25 protein-coding genes, 1 tRNA gene and 1 pseudogene are annotated in these 23,561 nt (G+C 56.8%); 11 read left to right on the top strand and 16 right to left on the bottom strand.

What is annotated here, in order from left to right; all coding sequences use genetic code 11:
• Window positions 1–32: 32 nt before the first annotated feature.
• From MPN23_RS05460 to MPN23_RS05450, 3 genes are all read right to left on the bottom strand, one after another.
• The gene (locus MPN23_RS05460) at window positions 33–1,763 is read right to left on the bottom strand and encodes a DEAD/DEAH box helicase (RefSeq protein WP_243546635.1); all 1,731 of its coding nucleotides are present in this window, start codon (window positions 1,761–1,763) and stop codon (window positions 33–35) included.
• A 115-nt stretch (window positions 1,764–1,878) separates the two neighbouring features.
• Window positions 1,879–2,664, bottom strand: a complete 786-nt coding sequence (locus MPN23_RS05455) for a hypothetical protein (RefSeq protein ID WP_243546633.1) — start codon at window positions 2,662–2,664, stop codon at window positions 1,879–1,881.
• 2 nt (window positions 2,665–2,666) lie between these two features.
• Window positions 2,667–3,434: an NAD kinase gene (locus MPN23_RS05450; protein ID WP_243546631.1), complete on the bottom strand. Its 768-nt coding sequence runs from the start codon at window positions 3,432–3,434 to the stop codon at window positions 2,667–2,669.
• A 213-nt stretch (window positions 3,435–3,647) separates the two neighbouring features.
• On the opposite strand from MPN23_RS05450, the gene MPN23_RS05445 reads away from it, so the two are divergent.
• A tRNA-Ala gene (locus MPN23_RS05445) sits at window positions 3,648–3,723 on the top strand.
• Window positions 3,724–3,827: 104 nt separating this feature from the next.
• Here MPN23_RS05445 and MPN23_RS05440 read toward each other — a convergent pair.
• The 3 genes from MPN23_RS05440 to MPN23_RS05430 all read right to left on the bottom strand — a co-directional run bounded on the left by MPN23_RS05440 (window position 3,828) and on the right by MPN23_RS05430 (window position 6,268).
• Window positions 3,828–4,886 carry a PIN domain-containing protein gene (locus tag MPN23_RS05440; protein ID WP_243546630.1) on the bottom strand — a complete coding sequence of 353 codons (1,059 nt, stop codon included), beginning with the start codon at window positions 4,884–4,886 and terminating at the stop codon, window positions 3,828–3,830.
• Window positions 4,887–5,078: 192 nt separating this feature from the next.
• Window positions 5,079–5,558: an S-ribosylhomocysteine lyase gene (locus MPN23_RS05435; protein WP_243546627.1), complete on the bottom strand. Its 480-nt coding sequence runs from the start codon at window positions 5,556–5,558 to the stop codon at window positions 5,079–5,081.
• Window positions 5,559–5,569: 11 nt separating this feature from the next.
• Entirely contained in the window at window positions 5,570–6,268 is a 699-nt protein-coding gene (locus tag MPN23_RS05430; RefSeq protein WP_243546626.1) for a 5'-methylthioadenosine/adenosylhomocysteine nucleosidase, read from the bottom strand.
• A 120-nt stretch (window positions 6,269–6,388) separates the two neighbouring features.
• Here MPN23_RS05430 and MPN23_RS05425 point away from each other — a divergent pair, with 120 nt between their 5' ends.
• Together MPN23_RS05425 and MPN23_RS05420 are read left to right on the top strand one after the other, a co-directional pair.
• Window positions 6,389–7,336 (top strand): LysR family transcriptional regulator, encoded by a 948-nt coding sequence (locus tag MPN23_RS05425; protein WP_243546624.1) that lies wholly within the window; start codon window positions 6,389–6,391, stop codon window positions 7,334–7,336.
• The gene (locus MPN23_RS05420; RefSeq protein WP_341540099.1) at window positions 7,290–7,844 is read left to right on the top strand and encodes a GFA family protein; all 555 of its coding nucleotides are present in this window, start codon (window positions 7,290–7,292) and stop codon (window positions 7,842–7,844) included. Before MPN23_RS05425 ends, MPN23_RS05420 begins: the two co-directional genes overlap by 47 nt.
• A gap of 83 nt (window positions 7,845–7,927) precedes the next feature.
• Here MPN23_RS05420 and MPN23_RS05415 read toward each other — a convergent pair whose 3' ends face one another.
• The 10 genes from MPN23_RS05415 to MPN23_RS05370 form a co-directional block, all read right to left on the bottom strand.
• Complete coding sequence (locus MPN23_RS05415) at window positions 7,928–10,042, bottom strand: RnfABCDGE type electron transport complex subunit B (protein WP_243546620.1); 2,115 nt, start codon at window positions 10,040–10,042, stop codon at window positions 7,928–7,930.
• Window positions 10,043–10,064: 22 nt separating this feature from the next.
• Window positions 10,065–10,640, bottom strand: coding sequence for an electron transport complex protein RnfA (locus MPN23_RS05410; RefSeq protein WP_243546618.1), 576 nt, complete (start codon window positions 10,638–10,640; stop codon window positions 10,065–10,067).
• A 15-nt stretch (window positions 10,641–10,655) separates the two neighbouring features.
• Entirely contained in the window at window positions 10,656–11,333 is a 678-nt protein-coding gene (rsxE, locus tag MPN23_RS05405) for an electron transport complex subunit RsxE (RefSeq protein ID WP_243546616.1), read from the bottom strand.
• A 9-nt stretch (window positions 11,334–11,342) separates the two neighbouring features.
• On the bottom strand, window positions 11,343–11,912 hold the full coding sequence (gene rnfG, locus MPN23_RS05400) for an RnfABCDGE type electron transport complex subunit G (protein ID WP_243546614.1): 570 nt from the start codon (window positions 11,910–11,912) through the stop codon (window positions 11,343–11,345).
• Between the two features lie 2 nt (window positions 11,913–11,914).
• Window positions 11,915–12,886, bottom strand: coding sequence for an RnfABCDGE type electron transport complex subunit D (locus MPN23_RS05395; RefSeq protein ID WP_243546612.1), 972 nt, complete (start codon window positions 12,884–12,886; stop codon window positions 11,915–11,917).
• A gap of 29 nt (window positions 12,887–12,915) precedes the next feature.
• Window positions 12,916–14,067 (bottom strand): electron transporter RnfC, encoded by a 1,152-nt coding sequence (locus tag MPN23_RS05390; protein ID WP_243546611.1) that lies wholly within the window; start codon window positions 14,065–14,067, stop codon window positions 12,916–12,918.
• A gap of 5 nt (window positions 14,068–14,072) precedes the next feature.
• Window positions 14,073–14,546 (bottom strand): cytochrome c3 family protein, encoded by a 474-nt coding sequence (locus MPN23_RS05385; protein ID WP_243546610.1) that lies wholly within the window; start codon window positions 14,544–14,546, stop codon window positions 14,073–14,075.
• Window positions 14,547–15,098: 552 nt separating this feature from the next.
• A complete protein-coding gene (locus tag MPN23_RS05380) occupies window positions 15,099–15,686 on the bottom strand; it encodes a nucleotidyltransferase domain-containing protein (RefSeq protein WP_243546608.1) in 588 nt (195 codons plus the stop codon).
• Window positions 15,687–15,869: 183 nt separating this feature from the next.
• Complete coding sequence (locus MPN23_RS05375; protein ID WP_243546607.1) at window positions 15,870–17,201, bottom strand: M23 family metallopeptidase; 1,332 nt, start codon at window positions 17,199–17,201, stop codon at window positions 15,870–15,872.
• Between the two features lie 256 nt (window positions 17,202–17,457).
• A complete protein-coding gene (locus tag MPN23_RS05370) occupies window positions 17,458–17,889 on the bottom strand; it encodes a CBS domain-containing protein (RefSeq protein WP_243546605.1) in 432 nt (143 codons plus the stop codon).
• A 171-nt stretch (window positions 17,890–18,060) separates the two neighbouring features.
• On the opposite strand from MPN23_RS05370, the pseudogene MPN23_RS05365 reads away from it, so the two are divergent.
• The 8 genes and pseudogenes from MPN23_RS05365 to MPN23_RS05330 all read left to right on the top strand — a co-directional run bounded on the left by MPN23_RS05365 (window position 18,061) and on the right by MPN23_RS05330 (window position 23,523).
• Window positions 18,061–18,703 (top strand): annotated as a pseudogene (locus MPN23_RS05365) (protein-L-isoaspartate(D-aspartate) O-methyltransferase).
• Between the two features lie 13 nt (window positions 18,704–18,716).
• On the top strand, window positions 18,717–19,700 hold the full coding sequence (locus MPN23_RS05360) for a DUF368 domain-containing protein (RefSeq protein ID WP_341540098.1): 984 nt from the start codon (window positions 18,717–18,719) through the stop codon (window positions 19,698–19,700).
• 45 nt (window positions 19,701–19,745) lie between these two features.
• Window positions 19,746–20,630 (top strand): P-loop NTPase, encoded by an 885-nt coding sequence (locus MPN23_RS05355; RefSeq protein ID WP_279388696.1) that lies wholly within the window; start codon window positions 19,746–19,748, stop codon window positions 20,628–20,630.
• Window positions 20,631–20,642: 12 nt separating this feature from the next.
• Window positions 20,643–21,227, top strand: coding sequence for a CDP-diacylglycerol--glycerol-3-phosphate 3-phosphatidyltransferase (pgsA, locus tag MPN23_RS05350; RefSeq protein ID WP_243546601.1), 585 nt, complete (start codon window positions 20,643–20,645; stop codon window positions 21,225–21,227).
• 17 nt (window positions 21,228–21,244) lie between these two features.
• Window positions 21,245–21,529, top strand: a complete 285-nt coding sequence (locus tag MPN23_RS05345; RefSeq protein WP_243546599.1) for a hypothetical protein — start codon at window positions 21,245–21,247, stop codon at window positions 21,527–21,529.
• Window positions 21,530–21,533: 4 nt separating this feature from the next.
• Window positions 21,534–21,851: an FtsB family cell division protein gene (locus MPN23_RS05340; RefSeq protein WP_243546598.1), complete on the top strand. Its 318-nt coding sequence runs from the start codon at window positions 21,534–21,536 to the stop codon at window positions 21,849–21,851.
• A complete protein-coding gene (locus MPN23_RS05335) occupies window positions 21,844–22,653 on the top strand; it encodes a tetratricopeptide repeat protein (RefSeq protein WP_243546596.1) in 810 nt (269 codons plus the stop codon). Before MPN23_RS05340 ends, MPN23_RS05335 begins: the two co-directional genes overlap by 8 nt.
• Before the next feature lie 159 nt (window positions 22,654–22,812).
• Window positions 22,813–23,523 (top strand): hypothetical protein, encoded by a 711-nt coding sequence (locus tag MPN23_RS05330; RefSeq protein WP_243546587.1) that lies wholly within the window; start codon window positions 22,813–22,815, stop codon window positions 23,521–23,523.
• Window positions 23,524–23,561: the final 38 nt, after the last annotated feature.

Below are 23,561 nucleotides of genomic sequence, written 5' to 3'. Positions count from 1 at the left end.
AAAAGCCCCCGGAACGGGGGCTTGTCTGCTTTCTAGGAACGAGGGCGTCTGCGCCTGCGGCGTCTTGGCCTTGGCTTGGGCTCATCGTCTGCCGGAGCGGCTTGGGCCTGTCTGGGGGCAGGTTTGGGAGCGGGCTTCTGCTGTCCCTCGGACTGCTTCCGGGGCTGTTTGGGAGCCTGCTCCCCTGATTTCTCCAGCTGTTTCGGCTCGGTCTTTTGCGGCTGTGGTTTCTGCTGCGGTTTCTCGGGCCTGGATTCGGCCGGAATCTTGGACTCCTGCGGCTGGGGCTGACTCTTTTCGCTTTTGGGTTTCGGCTTTTTGCGTCTGGCCTTGCGTTTTTCCTCGGTCTGGGAGGGCTTGGGGGTTGGTGTGCTTTCCGGCTGCTGGGGAAGGGCATGCAAGGTATGCTGATACAGTTCGTCCAGCAGGATGGCGAGCAGAAATGCGGTGTCCGGGTCTTCGCCGAAACGCTTCGCCATGTCCTTGTAGCGGGAAATGCGTTCGCGTTCGATGGGTTTCACGGCCCGGTTCTTCTTTTCAAGCAGGGCCGTGAGTCGGGTTTCGGCCAGCTCGGCAACGTCCTTGTCCGTGGGAATGGATTTTTCCACGAAATCGATGCCGAATTTGACGCCGATGCGTCCGAGTTCCGCCTTCTGGATCACGTCCACAAGGGTGTAGACCGTGCCAGAGGCTCCGGCGCGGCCTGTGCGGCCAGCCCGGTGAATGTAGGATTCCGGGTCCTCGGGCGGTTCCATGAGAAAAACGTGGGACAGTTCGTGAATGTCGATGCCTCGTGCTGCCACGTCCGTGGCCACCAGAAAGCGGAGTTGGCCGGACTTGATGCGTGCCAGCACCTTTTCGCGCTTGCTCTGGGTCAGGTCGGACGAAAGTCCTTCGGCGTCATAGCCGAAGTTCTTGAGAACCTGGGTGATGAACTCCACGTCCCGTTTCGTGTTGGAAAAGATGATGGCCGAGGTCGGGTTTTCCGTTTCGATGAGTCGAACCAGATTCCGTTCCTTGCCCATGGCCGGAACTTCGCAATACACGTGCTCGATGTTGGCCACGTGCACCTGATCCCCGGACAGGCTGAGCATTTTCGGGTTGTCCTGAAACTGCTCGGCAAGGCGCAGGACTGCGTGCGGATACGTGGCCGAGAACATGAAGGCGCCGAACAGGCGTTTGGGCAGGTAGCGCTGGATTTCCTTCATGTCCGGGTAGAAGCCTACGGACAGCATGCGGTCGGCCTCGTCGAAGATCAGCACTTGCAGCTTGTCCAGCGTCAGGTTGCGCTTCTCCAGATGGTCGAGAATGCGGCCCGGTGTGCCGACCACCAGATGCGCGCCCTCGTTGAATGCGTCGATCTGGGGCTTGTAGCCAACGCCGCCGTAGACTTCGACAACGCGCAGGCCGTTTTCTCCGGCAAGGGTGCGCGCTTCCTGTCCCACCTGATGGGCCAGTTCGCGGGTGGGCACCAGAATGAGGGCCTGACAGTGCGGTTTGGCCGGGTCGATCTTGTGGATGAGCGGAAGCACGAATGCGCCGGTCTTGCCGCTGCCGGTCCGGGCCTGAACCATGACGTCCTTGCCCTGAATCAGGTAGGGCAGTGCCTTTTTCTGTACGGGCATGAGGTCGTTCCAGCCCGCTCGTTCGCATGCTTCCAGAAGCGGTGCGGGCAGGGTCTCGAAGGACACCTCGGGAAGAAGGTCGAGTTGTTGTTCGGATTCGGTTGGGCCGATTCCGTTTTCTTGTGATTGATCGTTCATTTGGTTCCTTTAGTATAATGCATATACGGTCCGATGGCTCGGACACTGCTTTGTAACATGGTTTTACCGGGAAATACTATCTTGTCCCGGAGAAATGCGCAAATCCGGATTGAAATCACATGTAGCGTGTGCGGATTTGCCTGAACAGATCGGGCTTGCGGTCGTACTGGTGCACGATTGTCGCCTTGCTGCCGCTGTCGTTGAGAACATCGCCGTCGGCATCCGTTTCCGGTTCGCCTTTTTTGTAGGCCAGCGTTAGAATCGGGCCGGAATTGTCGTGCTGCGAACATTGCAGCAGCCGATTGTGCACGATGTGGTTGTGCACGCCCTGGTCATAGCCGTTCATTCCCTTGCCCGGCGTGAAGGGAAGCAGAAGTTCGGTCAGCACGTCCAGATATTGGAGCATGGTCTCGCGGTCCGCCAGCGTGGTTCCCGAACAGGAAATGTTGCGTTCGCGAAGCGTTTTCCATGCCGATTCGCCGAGGTGGCCGCTTATCCAGCGGGAGGCGTACGGACACGCACCGATGGTCATGCGTCTGTCTTCCAGTGTGACGTTCAGGCCTGCGCCCCAGGCATGGGAGAAAGGGTCGCTCTGAAAGATGACGTCCCGTACGTCGGAAAGGAGAATGCGCCCATTGCATTCCGGATGGGCGGCCAGATAATCGCGGTACAGGAAATAGCGCCATGCATTGTACGGCACGTGGCCAGCCCTGTCCGGACGGTCAAAGGGAATGACTTCCGCCCCGAGTTCCTCCATGCATTTCAGATCACGGGTCGTGTTCGAGACGAACAGCACGCACCTGCCTTGAAAACCGCTTTGCGCAAGAGAGACGAGAAACGGGCGTACATCACCGCAGTGGTATCCGGCGGCAAGGCCGAGGACGAGATCGTTTTCGGCCATGATCAGGAGCTGAACTGTTCGTTGAAAATGCGTTCCTCCAGAGAGTGTCCCGGATCGAACAGCAGCATGGCACAGGGATTGTGTTTTTCCTGAACCGTGACCCGGATTACATTTCGTGCTTCGAAGGAATCCGCGGAAACGCCGACCGGACGTATTTCCGGTTCCAGTATGTCGAACTGGACCGTGGCCGTGTGCGGAAGCAGGGCTCCGCTCCAGCGTCGGGGCCGGAACGGGCTGACCGGGGTCAGGGCCAGCACGTTGGACCCGAGCGGAATGATCGGGCCGTGTGCGGAAAGATTGTAGGCCGTGCTCCCCGCCGGGGTGGACACCATGATGCCGTCGCAGACCAGCTTTTTCAGTCGAACCCTGCCGTTCACGCTGACACGGATATGTGCGGACTGCTGAAATTGGCGGTTCAGGGCCACTTCATTGAATGCCAGTGCACTGAATATTTTGCCGTCCACTGTTTCCGTATACATTTCCAATGGGTGGAGGCTGTGCGCCTCGGCCGCATTGATCCGTTCCAGCAGGTTGTCCTCGCTGTAGGAATTCATGAGGAAGCCGACAGTGCCCCGGTTCATGCCGTAAATGGGCACACCAAGGCGCAGATGGACATGCATGGTGTGCAGCATGGTGCCGTCGCCGCCGAGCACGACGATGGCCTGAGCTTTTTCCACGGGGACGAAATCGTAGCGTTCACTGAGACGGGCAAGGGCCGAGTCGGCGCGTTCCGTCCCGGAACTGATGCAGGCTATGCGGGAAATGGTCATACCGGGTTTTTCTCTACTCGGGTTGCCCGGGAAGGTAAAGCCCGGAAAAAGGGGAGTTTTGCCTGAACTGTCACAATAGATCGGCACAGAATGCCCGTTTGCCAATGGCTTGTCCGGTATCATCGCGCCGTTGCTAACGAAAATTTTGAAAAAAATGAAATTTCCTGTTGACACCGGCACGGTTTTTCCGCAGATTGACTTTCCCAACGACGTGGGGCTGTAGCTCAGTTGGGAGAGCGCTTGAATGGCATTCAAGAGGTCGTGGGTTCGATTCCCTCCAGCTCCACCAAAAAAATAGAAACAACCACTCAAGGTCTGTCTTGAGTGGTTGTTTTTTTCTTTTGTGGAAATGGGTATACACCGAGGTATACAAATGAAATCTGAAGGTTTAATTTAGAAGCAATCGTGATTCTGAACTTCAAAGTAGATTGTATCAGGGATATCAGTTTCCCAGTCAATCAGTCCTTCAAACTCTCCAGAGTCTGGGTTCAAAGCGTATGTGAAACGTCCCCCAACTTGAATTTCATTTACTACTTCATCGTTTTCAACCTTTTCCCAATAGAAGACCTCTTTGGTTTCGTCATCTTTATACCATGAATCTGGATCGCTATAGCTAATGTTGGCTGTATATGTGATTAGGCTATCAGCTGAAAATATTATATATTCGTCGTCAGCTTCCTCAATAAAGAAGTTGATTAAGTCGACTTGATTAACCTCGACTGAATCCACGTATTCATCGGGGACATCGGTTGCCATGAATCCATGGTTGGGAAATCGCTCTTCGAATAGTTCCCGTATCGGAGAGAAGTGCTGTTCTATCACCGCATGGGCTTTGCGAAGTCTAGCGGCTTCAACTAGCATTTTTTCAATGTGGGAGAAGAAGGGGCCAGACTCTAGAAAAAATGTGCATTTTTTTTCATCTTTGAAGGCCTTTTGCCAGCCTTTATCTCTTGAGATTACGTGGTACTCTTCATCAAAGAAAGCCTTCGTGGATTCAATTGCAAAGGCGTCGGGGAATTCATTTTTCTTTTGTTCTTTATTTTCAAAAGGCGGCTTCAACGAAAAATAATCGTTAAAGACGTTAGTGCTTCTTTCGCATGCCAATGGTATTATTGTAACATCTAATAATTGTTTGAATTCTTCATATTCTTCAATTACTCTGGAGATCAAACTGTTTTTGCTTTCTCTGCTCTGAAAAAAAATCACCATAGCTTTAATCGGCTCTAGATTGGACACAGCAATTGCGGGGGTGTTGTCGAATTGTTTTTTGATGGAAGCAAAGGCCTTTTTCGCCTGTTGGGTAAGGTGGTTTTGAATTTCTCTGTCCACCACTTCAGGTATATATACTTCAATGAGTCCGTCGGCATGGAGTTGCTGTAACAGTAGGTTCTTCCTGCTTTTCCAGTCGAATTTTTGTTCGAAAAAAAATGTAGTGTCGAAAACAGCTTTCATGATTGATATTCCCGCTATGCACTTCGAAGTTATCAGGTAATCCTCTTATTTCAGGCCCCTTAGAAATGGGAAGATTACCGGAGGATTACCGTGACAACGTTTTCAGTGCAAGTTGTCACTCGAAATGAGAAAATCGCCCACCTGAAATGAGAAATTTCGGGTGGGCGATTCTTTTTTTCGAATATACCCGCGTTATGCGGGGTAGGTCAGGTTTTCGTTTTGAATGTCGGTGAGTACTTCGCGGAGATATTTATCGGCTTCATGTTTTGCCTTGGCAAGGTCCATGAACGTGCAGTTGCCGCATTCGACGGGCGAGGCGCCGGGGATTTTGCCTTCGAAATCCGCCATGAATCGGAACAGTTGCCGGAGGAGAGGGACGATTTCCTCCGATTCGTGATCGCTGCCGAGCAGCAGATAGAAGCCGGTCATGCAGCCCATTGGGCCGAAGTACACGATTTTCTGTCCGTATTCGGAATGGTTCCTCAGGAAGGTTGCCGCAAGATGCTCGATGGCATGGGCGGCCGCCGAAGAAAGTGCGGGTTCGTTGTTCGGTTCCTTCATTCGGATGTCGAACGTGGTCACTGTCGCGTTGCCGAGGGTGTCCTTGCGGGAGACGTAAACGCCTCGCTTCAGCTTCGTGTGGTCGATTTGAAAGCTTGCAATCCGTTTCATTTTCGTGCTCCTCAATTCATGCTTTGAAGTATTCCAAGCGCCATTCTGACGGAACTTTCCGCAGCCTTGTTCAGGCTGTTTTCGTAGACGGACTTGTTGTCCGTATCGCGAATCCTGTCCGAGATGGAGCGGATCAGGATGAACGGGATGTCAAAGAGAAATCCGGTCTGTGCGATGGCGGCCCCTTCCATTTCCACGGCCATGGCTTCGGGAAATTTTTCCGCCAGAAAGGAGATGTGCTGCGGCGTGTGAACAAAGGTGTCGCCCGAAAGGATGGCTCCCTGATGCACCGCCACGTTCGTATCGCCCAACTTGACCTTGCCCGCTATGCGCAGGAGGTTGCTGTCGGCCTTGTAATTCGCCGGCATTTGCGGAATCTGTCCAAGTTCGTATTGAAATGCCGTTGCATCGGCATCGAAGTGCCGGACCTCGGAGGATATGACCACGTCGCCGACGTTGACTTCATTGGAGAAGCCGCCAGCCACCCCGATGTTGATGAGGTAGTTCGGCTTGAATTTTTCCAGCAGCAGGGTTGCGCCCACTGCGGCGTTTACCTTGCCTATGCCGCACCGCGACAATATGACCTCGATTCCGTTGATTTTTCCGACATGAAAATCGAATTGACCGATTCGCATGTCGCTTCTTTGATCCAGTTGCGCGGTCAACTGGACGAGTTCTTCGTCCATGGCCGCGATTATGCCTATTTTCATGAATGACTCCTGCGCCAGACTTGGCGAATTGGCTTGCACAATAGGGTGGAGTCGATTAGTAAGTAAAATTAATATTACTACGCATTTTGATTAGTTTTAATGATGTATATGGAGAAAAGCATGCTTCCTGATTTCAACAGGTTGAAGGTGTTTTATCATGTGTACGGCCAGCAGAGCAGCACGGAAGCGGCCAAGCGACTGCACATTACGCAATCCGGTGTCAGTCAGCATTTGAAGAAGTTGGAGGAGGAGCTTCAGACCGCTCTGTTCACCCGGGTCAACAGGCGATTGGTCCCCACGGCCGCTGCCCACAAGCTGTATGCCATTGTCGAGGATTTCATGACCCGGCTTGAAGGTGGTGTTCGGGATCTCAACGCGGCACTTGAAACACCTTCCGGCGAACTTCGCATTGGCGTTCCCGCCGAGTTCGGGAAAAGATACATGCCAAAAATCGCGGCATCGTTTCGTCGTCAATATCCGAATGTGACGTTCAACCTTGAGCTGGGCGATCCGAACCATCTGTTCGGCAAGCTTTCCAGAGCCGAGCTTGATTTTGCGTACATCGACATCCTGCCGATTTTTCTGAATACGCCGGGCGGTCGGGCCGCCTATGATATCGTGCCGATTCTCAGGGAGGAATTCGTTCTGGCCTGCTCCAGAAAATACTATGAGGAAAATGTGCGCGGAATTGATTACAATGATTTGGTCAAACTTCAGTACATTGGGTACAAGAAGGACCTTGCCCTGTTCCACAGCTGGTTCAGGCTGCATTTCGAAAGTACGCCTCCAGCTTTGAACATGGTGTTTGTTGCGGATAACACCGGGGCGATCATTTCAGCCATTGAAGCGGATATGGGCCTTGGGGTCATTGTCAGCCATTTCATCAGCGAACAGATCGCAAACAGGTCGATTGTCACCATTGCAGCATCGGGCGGCAGACTGGAAAACACCATTGCGTGCGTCCAGTTGAAGAACAAGGCGGAGACTCTCACGGAAAGGCGGTTCAAGGAACACCTTCACAATGAACTGGGAATGGTTTCCAACCTTCGGCTGCTCGACGTCGAATAGGCGGATTCCACATGAGCCTGTATTTTTCGGGAAACGTCCGGGGAAGGCGTTTTCGTCAACTGATCAGGTCATGGAGACAAACGGAACAGGAGGATATGTCGTGAAACATTCCGGGGCGTGCCTTTGTGGCAGAGTTCGTTTCGAAGTTGATGGGGTTTTCGAGAGTTTCTATCTTTGCCATTGCGAACGATGCCGAAAGGATACCGGATCGGCTCATGCCGCAAATCTGTTTTCCGCTTCCGCAAGACTCCGGTGGTTGTCGGGTGAGGGGTGCATCAGGACCTTCGATTTCAATTCCACCGGTCATGTCAGGAGTTTCTGCACTGTTTGCGGGTCGGCGCTTCCCAACGTGCAGATGGATGGGGCCCTGCTGGTCGTGCCTGCCGGGAGCCTTGACACCGATGTGCCGATCCAGCCTCAAGGGCACATCTACTGTTCGAGAAAGGCCAACTGGGATACGGCATTGGAGGCTGTGCCCAGGTTCGAGGAACTCCCGGAAGAGGAGTGAATCGGAATCGCGATTCTTTTCGGATTTTTGACTGAATGACACGGGCCGCCCCGATCGGGGCGGCCCGTGTCTGTGGGAATGGATCAATTGTTTGCGGCTTTTGCAAAGGGTTGCACGTCTTCGTCCACTGCGTATTCGGCACCGGCCTCCGCATCGTAGCAGGTAAGCCCGCAACGCAGACAACGGCTGGCTTCCTTGCGGGCCGCCTCGAAGGAAATGCCGCCCTTGACCTCTTCCTTGAACGTGGACTTGCGCTCCTCGATGGATATTTCCGGCACCTTGATGCGCGGAATGGTGTAGGTGATGTGCACGTCCTTGAGAATGGTTTCCGGAATGACGCGGAGCTGGGGCTGCTCCGGGGCCGGGATTTCCCCCCGGGTCACGAGGAAGTGGATGGCGCGAGCCGCGCGGCGACCGTCCGCAACGGCCTGTATCACGTAGTTGCGCCCGGTGTGCACCTCGCCACCGGCAAACACGTGCGGGATGCTGGTTTGCAGGGTGATCGGGTCGACCTTGACGCCTCCGGTCTTCCTGTCCATTTCGAACAGGGGCGCGCCGGTTTCATCCACGAATGGGGAAGTGTCCACCAGCCGATCCGTGGCGACGATGATCAGATCGGCACGCATCACGGCTTCCGAACCGGGGACAGGCTTGGGCGTGCCCGAGGCCTTGGCTGGATCGTCGTATTGCAGGGAACGGTATTCGATCTCGCACACGTTGCCATCTCTGGTCATGATGCGCATCGGTTCCGTGAGCAGCATGAGATCGGCACCCAGTTCCATTGCACGCCTGATTTCATTCTTGTTGGCTGCCATCTTGCGTTCGATGCACGGAATCAGGGCATGGGTGTCCGCACCGAGGCGTATGGCGCTGCTCAGGGAGTCCATGGCCGTGTTGCTGTCGCCCACCACCACGACCTTCTTTCCGCGCAGGCTGGTGAGCGTTCGACCTGCCTCGTACAGAAAGTCGATGCCTGAGACAACGCCGTGCGCATTACTGCCTTCGATAGCCAGGGGGGGCACCTGCCAGGCCCCTGTTGCCAGAAAAACAGCTTCGTACCCTTGAGTTTCCAGATCATGCAACGTGAAGTCCCGGCAGAATTCCATTCTGTTTTTCACGGACACGCCGAGGTCCAGTATGGATTGGATTTCCCAGTCCACGACCTTTGCGGGCAGCCTGTATTCCGGAATGACGCCCTTGAGCAGGCCCCCTATCCGTTCCCTTTTTTCAAATATCACAGGTTCGTGGCCGATGCGGCGCAGGAAATAGGCGCATGCCAGTCCTGCCGGACCGCTGCCGATGATTGCCACGCGGTGGCCTGTCGGCGGATTGCAATCCACCTTGACCCGTGAACCGGAATTCATTTCCCAGTCCGCCACGAAGCGTTGCAGGGTATGGATGGCCACGCCGTCGCCAATAATGTTGCGGCGGCAGATGGTTTCGCAGGGCGCGGGGCAGAGCCTGCCCACGACCAGCGGGAACGGATTGCGTTCCTTGATGGTCAGAAGCGCGCCACGCATGTCTCCCCGCTTGAGCTGGGCTATGTAGGTGCGGACGTCCACCTGTGCCGGACATTTCTGCATGCAGGGAGACAGGCAGTCGCCGTTGTTGTTGAGATGCAGCAGGTCCTGCGTCATGCCACTGAGCCGGATGGCTCCGGTCGGGCAGGCTTCTGCGCATTTTCCGCAGGAGCGGCAGGCGTTGCGGTCCACTACGGGCAGGCCGTCGCTGTTCAGGCGGATTGCGTCGAACGGGCAGACCTTGACGCAGGTGCCCATGCCGATGCAGCCCAGTCCGCATATCTTGTCTCCGCCGTAGAGCAGGGCTTCTGCGCGGCAACTGTGAATACCCTCGTAATCGAATATCTGATTGGCGCGAGACCCGCCCGTGCAGATGCTGTGCGGCAGTTTGGGCTCCTTGAAGGCAATCTCTGCCCCCATGGCCAAAGCTATCTGCGAGGCGATGTCGTTTCCGCCTGCAACGCAGACATTGGGTTCGGCCTCTCCGTTGACCACGGCCCGCGCTGCTGCCGAGCAACCGGGATATCCGCAGCCGCCACAGTTTGCTCCGGGCAGGCAGGCTTCCACCTCTGCAACGAGCGGATCTTCCTCCACATGCAGGATGCGTGAAGCCGCTGCGAGAATCGCGGCCATTGTCAGGCCCAGAACGAACAGGACCAGAATGGATGATGTGACCATGACGTATCCTTTGTTCCTTCGGTTATGCGGCCATGCCCTTGAAGGCGAAGAAGGCCAGGGACATGACTCCGGCAGTGATCAGGGCAATGGGAACGCCCTTGAACGCGGCCGGAACCGGGGCGATGTCCATTCTCTCCCGGAGAGAGGAAATGATGACCAGAGCAATGGTGAAGCCGATTCCCGAGGCAAGGGCGTAGACCATGGACTTCAGGAACGTGAATTCGCTGCGCTGCACCATGATCGCCACGCCCAGCACCGCGCAGTTCGTGGTGATGAGCGGGAGAAACAGGCCCAGGGAGAGATAGAGCGGCGGGATCAGCTTTTTCAGGAACATCTCCACGAACTGGACGAGCGAGGCTATGACCAGAATGAAGACGATGGTCTGAAGATATTCGATTCCGTACGGCTTCAGCACATACTGATGCAGGGGCCATGTGATGGACGTGGCCATGAGGATGACGAATATCACGGCACTGCCCATGCCCAGCGCTACGTCGGTTGATTTTGACGTGCCCATGAACGGGCAGGTGCCCAGATATTGAACCAGAACGATATTGTTTATGAATACCGCGGAGATGAACAGCAGGAAATATTCCATGACTTTCTGCTCCTTCTAGTCTCGGGGAAGAGGGTTGCATGCGCCGCAGGAAGCGCAGGCCGAGTTCAGCGGTTCCGGGGCCTCTTCGCCCTTTCTGCGGCTGAGGTGTCTGTTCAGGGCATTCATGCATGCCAGAATCACGCCCAGAGCCATGAACGCGCCCGGGGCCATGACCAGCAGTCCGGCGGGTTGAAAGGATTCCCACAGGACCGGCATGCCGAAGAGCGTGCCGCTTCCCAGCACCTCGCGCAGGCCGCCGAGAAAGGTCAGGGATGCGGTGAATCCGAGGCCCATGCCAAGGGCATCGGCAATGGAGACCAGCACGCCGTTCTTGGAGGCAAAGGCTTCGGCGCGTCCCAGAATCAGGCAGTTGACCACGATCAGGGGAACGAAGATGCCCAGCTTCTGGTAGAGCGGGTAGGCGTATGCCTGCATGAGCAGCTCCACTGCAACCACCAGGGAGGCGGCGACAACGATGAAGCAGGCTATGCGCACCTTGGCCGGAATGGTTTTGCGCAGCAGTGAAATGATCATGTTGGACATGGTCAGCACCGCAACCACGGCCAGTCCCATTCCCAGACCGTTTTCCGCGGTCGATGTCACTGCCAGCGTGGGGCACAGGCCGAGAAGCACGCGGAAGGGCGGCAGTTCGGCCCACAATCCCTTGATGAATTCCTTGAATATGCGATGCATGGGCGGCTCCTATGATGTCTGCCAGCGTTCCAGAATTTTCGGCTTGATGGCACGATACATTTCATACGCCTTCTGTACGGCATTCACGGTGCCACCGGAGGAGTAGGTGGCACCGGAGATGCCGTCGATGTTCCCGCCTCGTGACGCAAGGTCCACCGAAGCCGGATTTCTCGTCTTGAACTGGTCGGTAAAGGACGGGGAAGCGATTCGGCTTCCCAACCCCGGAGTTTCGGTCTGCGTGGTGATGCCTATGCCCACGAGCACATCCTTGTGCACGTCGAAGCCGACCATGACCCCGATGTCGCCGGAATAGCCGGGAGCAAAGGCTTCCAGAGCGATGCTGACGAGCTTGCCGTCCCGCATGGCCGGAAAGACGGTCACGTCGTCGATTGTCGCCCGTTCGGCAATGGGATCGTTGTCGCGGTCCGCCAGAACCGAAAGCAGGGCCGGTCCTTGGACATAGGTGAGCACCTGCTGCTCGATCCTGTCCTTGGTGGATATTTTCAGGTTGACCAGAAGAGCGCCGGAACCGGCGCAGATCAGGGACAGCACCATGATCATGTGGAGTATTTCGCGCATGACTACTTCGCTCCGAAAGGCTTGGGATGCACATGGTCGAGCAGCGGGGTGAGTAGGTTGGCCAGCATGATGGCGAACGGTGCGCCGTCCGGATAGACACCGTAGACCCGGATGATGACCACAAGAGTACCGGCTATGAGTCCGAACAGGATTTGCGGCAGCATGCCCACCGGGCTGGATGCCACGTCCGGTGCCAGAAAGAATGCGCCGAAGATCGTGGAGCCGGCCAGCAGGTGAAACATGGGGTCCGCGTACAGCGTCGGATCAATGAGCCAGAACAGGCCGGACGTTGCCACAACGCCAGCGAGAAACGCCGTGGGAATGAAGGCGCGTACCCATCCGGCACCGATCAGGCAAAGTCCTCCGGCCAGCAGGGCCGCAACCTGTGAGGCCCCCAGTCCGCCGAGCTGCTTGCCGATGAACAGGTCCATGTAGTGGAACTGGCTCAGGCTGGCCACGCCGAAATGCTTGAGCTGGTCCAGGGGCGCGTTGCTCAGGAAATGAGCCAGATTCAGGTCGATATCCATGGCCTGTGGCCAGGACAGGCGGCAGAATGCCCATGCCACCAGCGGAGCGCAGACCGGGTTCGTGCCGTAGCCGCCGAATACGGTTCGGCCCAGGGCAATGGTCAGCATGGCGCCGATGGTCACCAGCCACCATGGTGCCGTGGCCGGGAGCAGAAAGGCGAAAAGAATGCCATCGTACAGGGCCGTGAAATTATCCACTGTCACGGGGCGGCCCTGCAACCGAAGACAGACGGCTTCGGTCATCACGGCCACGGAGCCGGACAATCCGATCACGGCCAATGCCTGCGGGCCGTACATGCCCACGGCCATGACCGCGGCCGGGGCAAGGGCGAGCAGGTGCGCCTGCATCATCTTGAGCACGGTGCGCCTGCTCCGCCAGTGCGGTGCGGGCGACACGGTGAGCCTGACCGTGATGTCGGACATGGCTTTGACTATGGGAGGATTCATGTGGCTCGTCCTTTTGTTCGAACGGGTTGTCAGTTTGCGCCTTGAACGGTTTCGGCCTGTCCTCGGGCCTTCAACTGTTCCTTTGCCAGCCGGATGTATTGGAGCAGGGGGCGTCTTGCCGTGCAGTTGAACGAGCACAGACCGCATTCAAGGCAGCTGTGCAGGCCGCACTTTTCGGCCTTTTCGAACATTTCGAATTCCGCATATCGGCTGATCAGGTTGGGTTGGATTCGTCCGGGGCAGTTCAGTACGCATTCTCCGCAATTGATGCAGGTTGCGTCCTCGATGGGCGGGAATTCGTCTGCCGGGATCACGAACAGGCCGTAGTCCCCCTTTTTCACGCCTTCATCCAGACTGTAGACTGCTTCGCCCCGGAACGGGCCGCCAAGCACGGCCTTGTCTCCGGAGGAAATCGGGATTTCCAGAACGCTGAGCAGGTGCTTGATGGGCGTCCCCACCGGCACGCGGTAGTTTCTGCCCTTGATGGTCATGATTGTGTCCGTGACCGGAAGGCCGCGCAGGGCCACCAGCCCCAGTTCATAGAGATTCATGAGGCTCAGCACCCGGGTGTTGTCCGGATATTCCTCGCCTGTGACGGCCTTGACCGTGAGCGCGTTCAGGGAATTCGGATACTTGGCCTCCACCTTCATGGTCTCGGCTCCGGGCAGGATGCAGGAACTCGACGGCGCGGCCAGAACCGTGCGCACGGGCATGATGATTTTTTCGGCAAGGCCGAGGCCCGCTTCCAGAATGTCCGATTCGGTCTGAAGAAGCTGTCCGGCAACCGATATGCCGGGCTCGGGATTGAGCCCGTTGATGACCAGCAGGTCGGCTCTGGAGAGCTGCGTCATGTCCAGTCCAAGGTCCTGCAGGGTGAGCATGAGTTCCTTGCCCGGCCCCATGGCAGCCACGTTGACCGGAGCAACGTCGGTTTCCTTGCCGTCACACTTGATGGACAGATGGTAGTAGGTGACCTTGGTTATCTTGCCGGATGCCGCGGCGTGGTGCGTCCTGCCCGTGCGAGCCGGGTGCTCGGCAATGAGTTCGCCGCGTTTCACGGTCTTGCCTTTTCCGGTCTTCAGCACGAGATTGCGCACGCGCATGTTGAGTTCGGACGGCGCGGGAATTGGCCTGATGACTCTGTTCGGGTCGGTTTTCAGGGAGTAGTTGATGGAGAGCATTGGCGTTACCTCGCGTGGCAGGTGGAGCAGTCGTCGCCGTCCGGACCGCCGTCGGCGGCGTGGCATTCGATGCATTGACCATGAAAGGCGTCGGCCCGAAGCGGAATGCATTCCGCGTCAGGGCGTTCGGAATCGACCAGAGGTGCGTGGGGAGCCGCATCGTGACATCGCAGGCAGGCTGTTTCTGTGGAGAAGCTGCGTTGATGTCCGATTCGGTACTCCTGATCGTGAGCCGCAGGGTGACAGGCGGAACAGGCAAGCGGGCGCTTTTGGTCCGTGTCGTCGTGATGGCAGTCCGTGCATTCGTATCCGTATTCCGAAGCATGCACGGCATGAGCAAAGATCACTCTGCCGCCATTGTTGTCCAGAATCACGCGGGTCGGATTGTCCCGGGCCGTGGCCGGGGTCAGATATACTGCGAGGGCAACGGCCAGCATGATGGCCGTTGCGCTTGCTATGGGGAAGTATCGATGTTTCAAGGTGCTGTCCTCTTGGGGCTGCTGTTGCGACATGCCGAAAACCGCAGGCATCCGGCGGTCCGGAAGCGGACCGGAATTTCCGCCGGATGCTGTGCGGAGCAGGATGGGCCTGTTTACGTGATTTCGGACCGAAGGTTCGGCATGCTTGTCCTGCCTTGCGGGGGTGAGAATCCGGAAACCATGAAAATACAGAAGCAGGTGAAGGAAACGTATCTCATTTTCATCAACTCTCTTGGTTGGTTACGTCATGCGTTTCATGGGAGGAATTTGCATGGTGTGTGCCATGCATTCATGGATTGCGCGAAAAAAAGGTTTTCTGGCTTTATCAAGTCTGATTGAATCTGTAATTCATTGTTCTCAAAGACTTTTTCTGTCTCGCAAGACGTCGAGGAAATCGTGGTTGCAGTCTTGCTGGATGTGCTTCGATCACGCAATTCAATCAGAGGGTTGTGCAGGAAAGAGGCGAAAAAAGAGAGGAGTGTTCCGGAACGTGAAACGGGCTGATTCCGTGGAATCAGCCCGTTGGGAGGAAGCTTGCTGCAGAGTCGCAAACTATGGCATCCACTCCATGATGCCGTCTGCGGGATTGTTCCTGGTCCATTCCAGGAATTCCCGGTAGTTGCGTACTCCATCTCGGATGACGGATTGGTAGATGGCGATGCTGTTGGCCTTGTTTTCAAGAGGCATTTCATTCTTGATTGCCAGAATGGCGTGTCTTGTTTCCGGTGTCAGGGCTTCCCGGATGCGGTCAGCCACTTTCTCGAAGTAGCCAGCGAACGGGGAATCCGCGTGAATGTGGATCATGTCGATCTGCCACAGTCGGTCATCGTCGTCCTGAAACCATGCGTGCCATTCCAGACATTTTTCCTCGGTCTCCAGCAGATTGGCGTATTCGATGCGTTTGATTTCCCTGTTCTGGGCCAGTTCGGCCATGGCGGCAAAGCTGGCGGACAGGGAAAACGGGTCGGAGTAGATGTGGAGGTCGATGTCCAGATGCTTCATGAGCAATCCGGTACGCAACGAGCCCACCAGATGGGGTTTTGCACCCACGGATTCCCAGATGCGGAAAAGGCCGGTTTCTTCGAGTATTTCATTGGCTCTTTGCAGATTTTCGGCAGCCGTATTCGTGAAGTCGGACATGGGTTTTCCTTGCGTGTGGTTGTTCTGGTGTGGGAAATGCTGTCGAAGTTGCTGATGGCCGGAACTGTGACAGTCGATTTCATGCAGGGTGGAGCGAATACCCAAGTATGGGGTTGGAAGCAACACGCGGCGAGTTGCGGGCAGAAAAAAGGCGGCCGGGAGGGCCGCCTTTCGGATGAGGTGCTAGTTCAGCTTGGACGTGATGTTGTTTCTGATCCAGGCCGCGTCCCACCATTCGATGGGCTGGACCGGGATGCCCGAGATTATCACGCCGTAGTGCAGGTGGTCGCCGCCAGCCAGCCCGGTCGTGCCGGTATGGCCGATGATCTGTCCCTTGGTCACGGTATCTTCGGCCTTGACGCTCATGGAAGTGAGGTGGGCATACAGAGTTTGGAGACCCAATCCGTGGTCGACCACCACGCAGTTGCCGTAGATGCCGAGAAAATCGGCCCAGACGACCGTGCCGCTGTTGGCCGAGGGAACCGGAGCGTTGCGCAGGCTGGCCAGATCCAGGCCCAGATGGGTCTGATGATCCACCTTCTTTCCCTTGTACATGTAGTCGCGTGCATCCGCAAAACGGGCGCGGTTGGCGGCATTGGGCAGTCTGACAAAGGTTCCCTTCCACAGAAAGGTCGGGCTGGTCTTGCGGCCCAGCTCAAGGAGCTTGGCCCTGTTCTGCGTGCGGATCGTATTGTTGATGAAAAGGTATTGGTCGAGCAGGGAGCCTCCCACACCCTTCAATTGTGCCTGGAATTCCGGGATGGTGCGTTCCATGAACCTGTCGGACAGGCCGATGCGGTCCTTGCGGAACGAGCGGGCGTTCGCGTGGAAGTTGAAGGAACGGCTGGTCATGTTGCCAGCAGCATCTTCGGCCTCGATCATGGGCGCGAATTTGGAGGGCGGAGTATCCCAGGGAATGGTGAACATGCAGTAGTACAGATTCTGCTGCGAGGCGCCCTGTTGCAGATATGCGGGAAACCAGCGTTCGCCAACACGGATTCCGGCTCGGGTCGCGGTTTCCGAAAGCGTGAAGGCCAGCAGGCCCGCTCCGCCCTGATTCAGGTTGTTGGTGTGGGTCTGGACATAGATGCGCGGCGGAGTCGCGTCGAGCAGAAAGTCGCGGGAAACCGTGGCCAGTCCGGCATCGCCGAACGGGTACAGGGAGTTGTCGCGAGCTTCGACGCGAATTGAAAATGCGCCTTCCTTGATGTCCGCCTTGTCCAGAGTGACCGTTTCCTCAAGGGCGGCTGTTCCCTTGGGCAGGGCCTTGTCCACGAGCAGGGCCTGTTTGTCTCCCTGCACCGCATAGATTTTTACCCATTTCAGGCCCAGCCCCATATCCTGGGTAGTGACCGTATACCGGGTCTTGGCTCCGACGGTTGCGGTGTCCGGGCCGATGGATATGACGGGCACTTCGGTGTCCCTGAAAAGAAAAAACGCGCCCGCGCCAAGCGCCGCGATGACGAGCAGGGCCGGGATCCAGATTCCGAGTCCTTTTTTTCCGTTGGTACTCATGATTGATACGTCTCTTTGGGTTTTCTGGTTCGGTGGCGATTAAGTCTAGATTATGTCTATACAGTTTCCCTCGGGACCTCAAGGCCGCTTTCCCGGATTCGGGCAAAAGGTAGGGTCTCAGCCCTTTGTGCTACTCGGTTTTCGGACAATTCCTTGGGAAGAGCCTTTTCGTGAAGAGGAGTGCCCATGACTGCATTTGCGCAAGAAAAAAGGGATGGCCGGGCCATCCCTCCGAGTTGCCGGGGGAAAAACGTTGTCAGTCCTTGTCGTTCAAGGCTTCCAGAAGGTTGATGGTCAGCCGGAGAAAGTCGGCCTCGGTCACGATGCCGACAAGCTCTCCGCTGGAGACTACGGGCAGGCAACCGTACTTGTGGTTGAGGAGCAACTGGGCTGCTTCCTTGAGATGGGAATCCTGCTCCACGGAGGTGATGTCCGTGCGCATGATTTCCCGGATGGGGATGCCTGCGTCGATTTCCTTCTGGGTTTCGGGGTCCAGTTCCGCCAACTGGGAAATGGTTGCCGAGAGAATGTCCCGATGCGTGAGCAGGCCGATGAACTTGTTGTCCGCGTTGACAATGGGAATGTGCCTGATGCGCTGCAGGTTCATCAGCGAACGCGCGTTGTGCAGCGAGTCGGTTTCCTTGAGAGAGAAAACCGGCGTGGACATCAGGTCCTTGACTTTGAGCATGCGGTCCTCCAACTGGTTCCGATTTCATGAAACTCTTCCCGAAAGACGGGCCTGTGTCAATATGGCCGGCGGATTGAAATCATAAGATAGGGCATTTTATTGACTTGGCGGTGAAAATCTGTTCAGCATCGCGCAGATATTCGTGCCCGGAGTCCCGGGTGCTCAGGAGGAGTGATGATCGATCCCGTACGGGTCAGGGAGCGCATGGTGCGCGAACAGATTAAGGCGCGCGGCATATCCGACCCGGCCGTGCTGGCGGCAATGCGAGAAGTGCCCCGCCATATTTTCGTGGAAGAGGCTCTTGCGGACAAGGCCTATGGCGACAGTCCGCTGCCCATTGGCGAAGGGCAGACCATTTCGCAGCCGTACATCGTGGCTCTCATGAGCGAACTTCTGAAGGTCGAGTCCGGAATGAAGGTACTGGAAATCGGGACCGGGTCCGGATACCAGGCCGCGGTGCTCGCGCACATGGGAGCCGAGGTGTACACGGTGGAACGCATTCGCAAGCTTTTTTTCGGCTCGCAAGCGCATGATGGACATGCGGCTGTTCAGCGTGAAGCTGAAGCTTGACGACGGCACCACGGGCTGGCCGGACGAGGCCCCGTTCGACCGCATCATCGTGACCGCTGGCGGTCCGGAAGTGCCGCAACCGCTGGTCGATCAGCTTGCGGACAACGGCAGAATGCTGATTCCCGTGGGGGATACCCGGCGGCATCAGAGCCTGAAACTGGTGGTCAAGAAAGACGGAAAAACCGAAATTCGCGACATGGGTGGCGTGGCCTTCGTGGACCTCGTCGGCCGTCATGGCTGGTAGCCGGGGAGAACTGGTGTCTGAGGAAATCAAGACTTTCAGGGATGCGTGGATGGCCGGTCCCGGCCCCAGAAACGCGCGTTCCGCCGCGCTGCTCTGGGCCAAGGGGTTCTGCATGGGGGCGGCCGACATCATTCCCGGCGTTTCCGGCGGAACCATTGCCTTCATTACCGGAATCTACGATCAGCTCGTGGATGCCATCCGTTCCTTTGACCTGAATTTTGCCGGTCGTCTTCTGCGATTGGATGTGCGCGGAGCCCTGGCTTCGGCGCATCTGCGATTTCTTGTCTGCCTGCTGTTCGGGATTCTGACCGCCGTGGTGGGCATGGCCCGGGTCATGAACCACATGCTGGTCAATCATCCTGTACAGATATGGTCCCTGTTCTTCGGGCTGATCGCGGCCTCGGTCTGGATCGTGGGGCGGAAGATCGAGCCGTTTTCCGCGTTCAATATCGGCATGGTCATGCTCGGGGCCGCAGGGAGCTATCTGCTTGTCGGCATGATTCCCGTGTCCACGCCGGAAACCATGGGATTCGTGTTCCTGTGCGGGGCCGTGGCCATCTGCGCCATGATCCTGCCGGGCATCAGCGGGGCCTTCATTCTGCTCATGCTCGGCAAGTACGAATACGTGACTCGTACTTTGAAAAACCCATTTTTGGCGGATAACATGATGATAATTCTGGCCTTTGCGGCCGGAGCAGTGGTCGGGATCATTGTCTTTTCCCGTATCCTGCATTATCTTCTCCGCAACTGGCACGCGGCCACGGTCAGCGTGCTGACCGGATTCATGCTCGGCGCGCTTCGCAAGGTCTGGCCCTGGAAGGAAATTCTCGACTCTGTGGTCATCCGGGGCAAGGTCCATGTCCTGAGCGAAAGAAACGTCCTGCCTTCGGGTGTGGACTCCGAGCTGTTCCTCGCTGTCGGCCTCGCCCTTGCGGGTGCCGCAGCCGTATTGGCATTGGAAATGTTGTCGCGGAGCCGTCCCGGTTCCGCTTCCTAGGTCCCGGCCCTGTCCGGCTGACTAACTAAGGATAGGTGACAGACAATGAGCGAATGCAGTTCCTGCTCTTCCGGGAGCAAGGAAAACAAACAGAGCGCCAAGCAGATGATTCAGGACGAGATGATCAAGTCCACGCTGGCGCAGATCAAGTACAAGCTGTTCATCATGAGCGGCAAGGGCGGGGTGGGCAAGAGTTCCGTCTCCGTGAACCTGGCCGCCGCGCTGGCAGCCAAGGGGTACAAGGTCGGCCTGCTGGACGTGGACATTCATGGTCCCAGCGTCCCGACCCTGCTCGGACTTTCCGGTCAGCTCGACGTTGACCGCGGTTCCCTGATCCTGCCCAAGGCCTACAACGAGAATCTGCACGTTGTGTCCATGGAATCCCTGCTCAAGGACCCGGATCAGGCCGTGCTGTGGCGCGGTCCCATGAAGACTTCGGCCATTCGTCAGTTCATCTCCGACGTTCAGTGGGGCGAACTCGACTTTCTGGTCGTGGATTCCCCTCCGGGTACCGGCGATGAGCCCATGACCGTGCTCAAGACCGTTCCCGAAGCTCTGTGCGTGGTGGTGACCACCCCGCAGGAGGTTTCCCTGTCCGACGTGCGCAAATCCATCAACTTCCTCCAGTATGCTCAGGCCAACATCCTTGGCGTGGTGGAGAACATGAGCGGCCTGATCTGCCCGCACTGCCACGAGTCCATCGACCTGTTCAAGAAGGGCGGCGGACGCGATCTTGCGGAAAAGTACGGGCTGGAATTCCTCGGCGCCATTCCTCTGGACCCCGCAACCGTGGTTGCCGGAGACCGTGGAACGCCCGTGGTACTGCTCGAAGAGGATTCGTACGCCAAGACCGCGCTTGCCCAACTTGCAGACACTGTTGCCGAGGCCGCTGAAAAGAGCCTGGAAGCCGCCTCGACCACTCACGCTTAAGAGAGAAATGCCATGGCCCGCAAAGCCCTGAATCTGCCCAATTGTCTGACCCTGGCCAGAATTCTGGCCGCTCCCGTTATCGTACTGCTTCTTTACCTGGAGATGTGGTTCCAATTCCGGTTCGGGGCCTACCTGGCCTGTCTGATGTTCATGTTGGCCTCCTTGACCGACATGTTCGACGGCATGATCGCGAGGCAGCAGAATACCATTACCAATCTGGGAAAATTCCTGGACCCCCTTGCGGACAAGCTGCTGATCGGCTCGGTGCTGATCATGCTCGTCCGCATGGGGGCGGATTGGAAGGTGCCTGCCTGGGTGGTCATCATCATCGTGGGGCGCGAACTCATGGTGACCGGCATGCGTGCGGTCGCTGCGGAAAAGGGCGAGGTCGTGGCCGCGGACAAGTTCGGCAAGGCCAAGACCATCGTGCAGATGTTCGCTCTGGTGCCCCTGCTCTGGCATTACCCGGTGTTCGGCTACAATCCGGTCCCTCTGGGACAGGTCCTGTTGTATCTGGCTCTTGTGCTTACCGTGTTTTCCGGGGCGAATTACCTTGTTAATTTCTATAAAAAGTGGTTAAAACAGGAAGAGAATTGATAACCGGGACGGTACTGATGACCGATTCCAGCTCCCTGAATCACCTTGCCCGCATAACGAACTGTCTCCAGACCATTCTGGACCTGGAGCCCGAGCTCGAGAAGCTTGAGCTCGGGCAGTCGTTGCTGGACGAGTTCGCGGTTCTGAAATCCTTTCTCGAAAAGGTGGATCGCATGAGCCTGAGCGAGAAGGATGTGGAGCGGATCGAAAAGGCGACGGCCAGCTTTCTGAAGGAACTCAAGGGCCCCTTGGCGCAGTCCGAAGATGAAGGCAACTCGCGGAAATCCGCTCGGTTGCAGTGACGCAATGATTGGACGCGGCATTCTTCTGGCGTTTCTGGTGCTGCTCAACCTGTTCCTCGTGGTCAGGCTGATGTGGACAGATCAGGGCGTCTTCGCCTACCTGGAGCTCAAGAATCGCTATGAGGTATTGCATCAGCGGCTTGAGAACGTGGATGCCGGAAACATGGACCTGAGTCTGGAAATCCGTCGTTTGAAAACCGACAGGGCGTATCAGGAAAAAGTCATTCGGGAACGCATGAATTTCATCAAGAAAGACGAGATACTCTACATTTTCCCCGAGGCCGGGACCCACCCGAACACCGGAGATGCGACTGATGAGTGACAAGATTGAGTGGTATCAGGAAGTTCTTTCCCTTGAACCCGGCTCAAGAGTGTTTTTCCCGCTTGCCAGACTTTTTGTGGAAATCGGCAGGATCGAGGATGCGGTCATCACGCTTCAGCGCGGGCTGGACAGGCATCCCGATTATCTGGAAGCACGCATGCTGCTTGTCGATTTGCTGACCCAGCTTGAGCGTGATGACGAAGTTCATGATCAGCTTGAGCGCATCATCGGCCCTCTGGCCAAGCATCCTTCGTTCTGGAAGGCCTGGGCGCGCAGCCTCCCCGAGGAGCGCCGAGATCTCGGCGTCTTCATCATGCTCGTGGCCTCCAATCTGCAAGGCGAGGAAATAAGCTGGACAGATGTGGTATTCGAGGGCATGTCTTCCCTGTCCGACCGTTTGGTGGGAGCGCCTCTGCCTCCGCCAGCCAAGCATGTTCGTCGGCCTGCCATGCCGGAAGTGGATGTGGCGGATCAGGATTTCTTCGAGGACGAGCAGGGCGAGCCAGAGATTTCAGCCGTTTCCGGCAATCTTCGGACAAAGACCATGGCCGGGCTTCTCGCGTCCCAGGGGGACTTTGACGGAGCCTTGGAAATCTATCGCGATCTGCTGGCCGACGCCACTGTTGATGAGGTTCGCGAAGACCTCAAGGTACGCATCGCCGATATTGCCGCGCGCAAGCGGGACGCCATGCGTGCTCCGACCGAAGAGGATCGGGATGTGTTCGGCTCTCAGGCCAAGGATCGGCTCATCGGCGCTCTGGAAGCGCTTGCCGCCAGATTCGAGGCCCGGGTACAAGCCTGATTTCGGCTTCCGCCGTTTTTGTGAAAACCGGGCCGTCCGTGTGATCGGGCGGCCTGTTACCGTCAGGATTCAATCGATTTTATGAGAAAGTCTGTTCTTCTGTTCGTCTTGCTTTTGGTTTTGCCCGGTTGCAGCACGTGGCACTCCACCAAGAAATATGTGAAGCAATCCTGGGAGACTACCAAGGATTATATTGATCCTCCGCCGGAAATCGATACGGACAGCTATCAGTTCACCAATCCCAATCAGGAAAAGCTGGCCAAGCTCATGACGCCTGTGGATGGGCCGCTGTCTTCCCTGATTCGTTTCGTGGAAGACAAGGATTCCAAGCCTGACGAGAATTGGCAGAAGCTGCTCGTGACCCGGTTTCCTTGGGTGCATCGCGTATTCGTGACCGACGGAAATGGGGAAATTCTTTTTCAGCAGCCCGGGATTCCCATCAAGAAATTCAGCGAACCGCTGGAATTCTGGGGCGTCTGGCGTGAAATTTCCATGGCTACGGTTGTGGACTACGCCGACCTCGGGGCTGAGCTGTATATTGGTCGCCCCTATTTCGAGAACATCGATTTCAAGGGACTCATCGGCGTGGGGTTTGATCCCCGAAGCCTGTTGAATCTGGCTCCCCACCCCGAGGAGCTGCTGTTCATCCATCCGGGCGGAGGCGTCTGGTCTCTGGGTGAGGTGGACGAGCGCGGAATTCTGGACCTTCCATGGGACGAGATTCTCAGGGAACATGTGCAGGGGCAGGTCAAGGTGGGTGATAAATATTACACCTGGCTGGTCAAATACATCGGGGAAGAGTATTACATTTATGCCACTGAAAGCGTCGATCCAAAGGCGGACGGCGATTCCGGCTGGTGGTTGTTTTAACGCTTCGGCGAAGGATATTCCATGAAAACGTGGGCTAA

The sequence above is a fragment of the Pseudodesulfovibrio tunisiensis genome, from assembly GCF_022809775.1.
In the GTDB taxonomy this organism is placed as follows: domain Bacteria; phylum Desulfobacterota; class Desulfovibrionia; order Desulfovibrionales; family Desulfovibrionaceae; genus Pseudodesulfovibrio; species Pseudodesulfovibrio tunisiensis.
This window is presented reverse-complemented; position numbering and strand designations above follow the sequence as displayed.

What these genes read in the sequence shown, in the direction of transcription:
- MPN23_RS05460 (WP_243546635.1), bottom strand. Translation starts at nt 1,763, where the DNA reads ATGAACGATCAATCACAAGAAAACGGAATCGGCCCAACCGAATCCGAA.
- MPN23_RS05455 (WP_243546633.1), bottom strand. Translation starts at nt 2,664, where the DNA reads ATGGCCGAAAACGATCTCGTCCTCGGCCTTGCCGCCGGATACCACTGC.
- MPN23_RS05450 (WP_243546631.1), bottom strand. Translation starts at nt 3,434, where the DNA reads ATGACCATTTCCCGCATAGCCTGCATCAGTTCCGGGACGGAACGCGCC.
- MPN23_RS05440 (WP_243546630.1), bottom strand. Translation starts at nt 4,886, where the DNA reads ATGAAAGCTGTTTTCGACACTACATTTTTTTTCGAACAAAAATTCGAC.
- MPN23_RS05435 (WP_243546627.1), bottom strand. Translation starts at nt 5,558, where the DNA reads ATGAAACGGATTGCAAGCTTTCAAATCGACCACACGAAGCTGAAGCGA.
- MPN23_RS05430 (WP_243546626.1), bottom strand. Translation starts at nt 6,268, where the DNA reads ATGAAAATAGGCATAATCGCGGCCATGGACGAAGAACTCGTCCAGTTG.
- MPN23_RS05425 (WP_243546624.1), top strand. Translation starts at nt 6,389, where the DNA reads ATGCTTCCTGATTTCAACAGGTTGAAGGTGTTTTATCATGTGTACGGC.
- MPN23_RS05420 (WP_341540099.1), top strand. Translation starts at nt 7,290, where the DNA reads ATGAACTGGGAATGGTTTCCAACCTTCGGCTGCTCGACGTCGAATAGG.
- MPN23_RS05415 (WP_243546620.1), bottom strand. Translation starts at nt 10,042, where the DNA reads ATGGTCACATCATCCATTCTGGTCCTGTTCGTTCTGGGCCTGACAATG.
- MPN23_RS05410 (WP_243546618.1), bottom strand. Translation starts at nt 10,640, where the DNA reads ATGGAATATTTCCTGCTGTTCATCTCCGCGGTATTCATAAACAATATC.
- rsxE (WP_243546616.1), bottom strand. Translation starts at nt 11,333, where the DNA reads ATGCATCGCATATTCAAGGAATTCATCAAGGGATTGTGGGCCGAACTG.
- rnfG (WP_243546614.1), bottom strand. Translation starts at nt 11,912, where the DNA reads ATGCGCGAAATACTCCACATGATCATGGTGCTGTCCCTGATCTGCGCC.
- MPN23_RS05395 (WP_243546612.1), bottom strand. Translation starts at nt 12,886, where the DNA reads ATGAATCCTCCCATAGTCAAAGCCATGTCCGACATCACGGTCAGGCTC.
- MPN23_RS05390 (WP_243546611.1), bottom strand. Translation starts at nt 14,067, where the DNA reads ATGCTCTCCATCAACTACTCCCTGAAAACCGACCCGAACAGAGTCATC.
- MPN23_RS05380 (WP_243546608.1), bottom strand. Translation starts at nt 15,686, where the DNA reads ATGTCCGACTTCACGAATACGGCTGCCGAAAATCTGCAAAGAGCCAAT.
- MPN23_RS05375 (WP_243546607.1), bottom strand. Translation starts at nt 17,201, where the DNA reads ATGAGTACCAACGGAAAAAAAGGACTCGGAATCTGGATCCCGGCCCTG.
- MPN23_RS05370 (WP_243546605.1), bottom strand. Translation starts at nt 17,889, where the DNA reads ATGCTCAAAGTCAAGGACCTGATGTCCACGCCGGTTTTCTCTCTCAAG.
- MPN23_RS05355 (WP_279388696.1), top strand. Translation starts at nt 19,746, where the DNA reads ATGAGCGAATGCAGTTCCTGCTCTTCCGGGAGCAAGGAAAACAAACAG.
- pgsA (WP_243546601.1), top strand. Translation starts at nt 20,643, where the DNA reads ATGGCCCGCAAAGCCCTGAATCTGCCCAATTGTCTGACCCTGGCCAGA.
- MPN23_RS05345 (WP_243546599.1), top strand. Translation starts at nt 21,245, where the DNA reads ATGACCGATTCCAGCTCCCTGAATCACCTTGCCCGCATAACGAACTGT.
- MPN23_RS05340 (WP_243546598.1), top strand. Translation starts at nt 21,534, where the DNA reads ATGATTGGACGCGGCATTCTTCTGGCGTTTCTGGTGCTGCTCAACCTG.
- MPN23_RS05335 (WP_243546596.1), top strand. Translation starts at nt 21,844, where the DNA reads ATGAGTGACAAGATTGAGTGGTATCAGGAAGTTCTTTCCCTTGAACCC.